Raw genomic sequence first — 770 nt, 5'->3', positions numbered from 1 at the left:
ATGGTTTGAGCCCCGTTACATCTTCCGCGCAGGCCGACTCGACTAGTGAGCTATTACGCTTTCTTTAAAGGGTGGCTGCTTCTAAGCCAACCTCCTAGCTGTCTAAGCCTTCCCACATCGTTTCCCACTTAACCATGACTTTGGGACCTTAGCTGACGGTCTGGGTTGTTTCCCTTTTCACGACGGACGTTAGCACCCGCCGTGTGTCTCCCATGCTCGGCACTTGTAGGTATTCGGAGTTTGCATCGGTTTGGTAAGTCGGGATGACCCCCTAGCCGAAACAGTGCTCTACCCCCTACAGTGATACATGAGGCGCTACCTAAATAGCTTTCGAGGAGAACCAGCTATCTCCGAGCTTGATTAGCCTTTCACTCCGATCCACAGGTCATCCGCTAACTTTTCAACGGTAGTCGGTTCGGTCCTCCAGTCAGTGTTACCTAACCTTCAACCTGCCCATGGATAGATCGCCCGGTTTCGGGTCTATACCCAGCGACTAAACGCCCTATTAAGACTCGCTTTCGCTACGCCTCCCCTATTCGGTTAAGCTCGCCACTGAATATAAGTCGCTGACCCATTATACAAAAGGTACGCAGTCACCTAACAAAGTAGGCTCCCACTGCTTGTACGCATACGGTTTCAGGTTCTATTTCACTCCCCTCTCCGGGGTTCTTTTCGCCTTTCCCTCACGGTACTGGTTCACTATCGGTCAGTCAGTAGTATTTAGCCTTGGAGGATGGTCCCCCCATATTCAGACAAAGTTTCTCGTGCTC

At 51.3% G+C, this 770-nt stretch carries 1 rRNA gene; it reads right to left on the bottom strand.

Annotation, left to right across the window (positions count from 1 at the left end):
• A 23S ribosomal RNA gene (locus ACF8E5_RS12465) occupies positions 1 to 770 on the bottom strand; the annotation flags it as partial.

The organism is Pseudomonas sp. WSY_20 (assembly GCF_043104335.1).
Classification (GTDB): Bacteria; Pseudomonadota; Gammaproteobacteria; order Pseudomonadales; family Pseudomonadaceae; genus Aquipseudomonas; species Aquipseudomonas parafulva_B.
Note: the sequence above shows the minus strand (reverse complement) of the source record. Positions and strands in the feature narration are given on the sequence as shown.